2 protein-coding genes and 1 pseudogene are annotated in these 3,379 nt (G+C 65.5%); all 3 read right to left on the minus strand.

The window, feature by feature from the left end:
* Positions 1-83: 83 nt before the first annotated feature.
* Positions 84-1,847, minus strand: a complete 1,764-nt coding sequence (locus KME77_RS20590; RefSeq protein WP_219470224.1) for an ABC transporter substrate-binding protein — start codon at positions 1,845-1,847, stop codon at positions 84-86.
* Between the two features lie 56 nt (positions 1,848-1,903).
* Complete coding sequence (locus tag KME77_RS20595; protein ID WP_219470226.1) at positions 1,904-2,902, minus strand: ABC transporter permease; 999 nt, start codon at positions 2,900-2,902, stop codon at positions 1,904-1,906.
* Between the two features lie 264 nt (positions 2,903-3,166).
* Positions 3,167-3,379: pseudogene (locus KME77_RS20600) on the minus strand (cellulose synthase); the annotation flags it as partial.

A 3,379-nucleotide genomic window follows, 5' to 3' on the forward strand; every position in this document is an offset into this window, starting at 1 on the left:
CGGGCCTTGTGGGCCCGCCCGCCGTGGCCTTCACCTGCTTTCGACTTCCGGAGGTTTTCCCGGACGGGTTACTTGCTGCCGATCTACTTGCTCAGCGTCAGGAACTCGTACATGCCGAAGTTCTGGCTGACGAAGGCGTTCTTCAGCGCCGGCGGCCGGTAGAACAGGCTGTGCGCCCAGACGTAGGGCAGGATGAACGCGTCGTCCATGACCTTCTTGTCGAGCGCGGCCCAGATCGAGTTGCGCTTGCCGGCGTCCAGCTCCGCGGCGGCCTGGTCGATCAGCTTGTCGATCTCCGGATCCTTGACGCTGAGGTTGGTGTTACCGGCGTCGCGGATGACCCGGCTGTCGACGATCTGCTGGAAGAAGCCGAAGCCCTCCGGGTAGTCGGCGCCCCAGCCGTAGATCAGGATGCCGAGGCCGTTCTTGGAGGTGAAGTCGGGCTTGCCGGCGTACAGCTTGAAGTAGTCACCCTGCGGGTAACCCTTGATCTCCAGCTTGATGCCGACGCGGCCGAGCGACTGCTGCAGCGACTCGGCGGTCAGCTTCTCCGCCGAACGCTCGTTTCGGTAGGAGATGGTGGTGGTGAAGCCGTTCGGCTGCCCGCAGGCCGCCAGCTCCTCCTTGGCCTTGGCGACGTCGCCGCCGGGGTTGGCCTCCACGCCGTAGAGGTCGTTCTTCTCGTAGCCGGTCATCTTGGGCGGCATGAGGCTGAGGGCGATGTCGCCACCGGCCTCGGGACCGCCGAAGGCGCCCTGGATGGCGGTGCGGTCGGCCGCGTACATCACGGCCTTGCGGCAGTGGATGTTGTCGAACGGCTTGACGTCACCGTTGATGTTGGCGAACCAGGTGCGGTCGAGCGCCGCCGAGTCGGCGTACTGCTTGACCTTCGGGTCGGTCAGCACGGTCTTGCGGGCGTTGGCCGCCACACCGGTGCTGTTGATCTTGATGTCGATCTTGCCGGACAGCAGGCGCTGGTCGAGGTCGTCCTCGTTCTGGCCGAGCAGGACGTCGATCGTCTCGTTGAGCTGCTTGCGGTTGGGGTCGCCGGCCGCGTCCCAGTTGGGGTTCTTGACCAGGTCGATCCGCTTGCCCAGCTCATGCGCCTTGAACATGTACGGGCCCGTGGAGACCGGGTGCTCCTTGTACTTCGTGCCCGTGTCCTTGGCCTCCGGCACCGGGGCCGTCTGCGGGAGCATGGCGAAGTAGTCGAAGCCGCCGTACGGCTTCTTCAGGTGGAAGACGATCGTCTGGTCGTCAGGAGTGTCGACGGCCTTCCAGTCGTCGAGCTTGCCCTTCATCTTGTACGGCCCGGTGTAGTCGCCGTTGTCGAGCCAGTCGTTGAAGTAGGTCGGGCCGCTGGGCAGCACTTCCTTGTCCAGCGAACGCGCGACGGCGTACTTCACGTCCTTGGACGTCACGGGAGTGCCGTCCTCGAACTTCAGGCCCGAGCGCAGCTTGTACGTCCAGGTCTTGCCGCCGTCGGTGGGCTTGCCCAGGTCCTCGGCCAGGTCGCCGACGAGCTGCAGGCCCTCCTCACCCGGCACCGGCTTGAACATGGTGAGCGCGCGGGTGTACAGGCGGGCGAAGTTCCACGCGTAGCCGTAGTACATGTCGCCGGGGTCGACGGAGTCGAAGTCACCCGGCATGCCCATGTGGATGGCGCCGCCCGTCTTGTCCGACGGGTTGACGACCTGCGTCACACCGGCGTTGTACTGGCTGGCGGGCGCGTCGGCAGTGCCACCACCGGTTTTCTGGGTAGAGCCGCCACCGCCACCACACGCGGAGACGACCAGGGCGAAAGCAGCGGTGATCGCGACCGCCGACGCCTTGGATCTTATCTTCATCGACCTGACACACCCCTTGTATCTAGGAGTCCAGAACTTGCGGATAACTCACGAGGTCATCGGGCCTTGGGATCGAAGGCGTCCCTGAGGCCGTCACCGAGCAGGTTGAAGGCCAGCACGGTGATGAAGATCGCGAGACCGGGGAAGATCATGTAGTTGGGCGCCACGTTGTAGTTGTGGACAGCGTCCGCCAGCATGCCTCCCCACGTAGGGGTCGGCGGCCGCACGCCCACGCCGAGGAAGGAGAGCGCGGCCTCGAAAAGGATGTTCGACGGGATCAGCAGCGTCGAGTAGACCAGGATCGGGGCCAGCAGGTTGGGCAGGATCTCCTTGAACAGGATGATGTGGTTGCGCGCGCCCAGGCTCCTGGAGGCGTCCACGAACTCCCGCTCGCGCAGCGACAGCGTCTGCCCGCGGATGATCCGCCCGATGTAGGGCCAGTTGAAGAAGCCGATGATGAACACCAGCAGGCTGATCCTCAGCGTGTCACCGGACAGGCCGAACGCCTTGTCGCCGATCACCCCGCCCAGCGCCAGCGCGAACACCAGCAGCGGGAAGGCCAGGAAGATGTCCATGAGGCGGCTGATGACCGAGTCGACCCAGCCGCCGAAGAACCCGGCGATCATGCCCAGCACCGTGCCCAGCAGCACGCAGAGCAGGGTCGCGAAGAAGGCGATGAGCAGGGAGACGCGGGCGCCGTAGAGGATGCGGCTGAACAGGTCACGGCCCGAGGTGGGCTCGACGCCGAGCAGGAAGTCCCAGCTCATGCCGCCGAACGTGCCCTTGGGCGCGCCGATCGCCGGATCGATCTGGTCGGTGTGCCACTCGGCCGGCGGGTGCCCGAACCATGACACCAGCAGGGGCGCGAAGATCGCGACGATGATGAGCAGGAGGATGACGATGGCGCCGGTGATGGCGATCTTGTCGCGTTTCAGCCTCATCCATGCGATCTGGCCAAGGGAGCGCCCTCGGATGGCTGAGGAGTCCGCGCCCTCCAGAACGGTTTCCGGACCGGCCTCAATGGCCGAACCAGGAACATCGAGCGGTGCGGTCATGCCAATGGCCCCCTGGATTCCAGACGACGTCGTCCGTGCCGGCGCGGTCCCGGTCAGGTTAGTGCGCCGCGAGCGTGAAGTCCGCGAGTCGCGGCCCCAGGAGGCAGAATCTATGGCCTGAGCTGGTGTGACTAGTCCCTCAGACCCCGATGTGGCTTAACTGTGATTTACGCGAAACTCATTCGTATCGATCTTCATATGAATGTCTACGGGCAGTCCCGGTTGAGTCTCGGAACTGTGACACACACCGGACGAACCTCGCGCCTAACTGATTCCCCGGCGCTTGAGCAGATCCTCGATGTCGGAGAAATCGTCGTCACTCTTCGGCGCCTGCTTCTTGGCCTGCGGGGAGGCCGGCTGCTGTGAGGCCGCGACGGCGGGCTGCGTGGCGCCCTGCCCGGCGGCCGGCCGCCGCTGGGCCGCCGGCACCCCGTTCTTGCCCTTTGGCTTGCGCGGCCCGTCCGCCCCGGCCCGCCT

This window comes from Nonomuraea rhizosphaerae, from assembly GCF_019396405.1.
GTDB classification, from domain to species: domain Bacteria; phylum Actinomycetota; class Actinomycetes; order Streptosporangiales; family Streptosporangiaceae; genus Nonomuraea; species Nonomuraea rhizosphaerae.

Bases quoted from the DNA above. Each gene is read 5' to 3' on its own strand.
- KME77_RS20595 (WP_219470226.1), bottom strand. From the start codon at position 2,902: ATGACCGCACCGCTCGATGTTCCTGGTTCGGCCATTGAGGCCGGTCCG.
- KME77_RS20590 (WP_219470224.1), bottom strand. From the start codon at position 1,847: ATGAAGATAAGATCCAAGGCGTCGGCGGTCGCGATCACCGCTGCTTTC.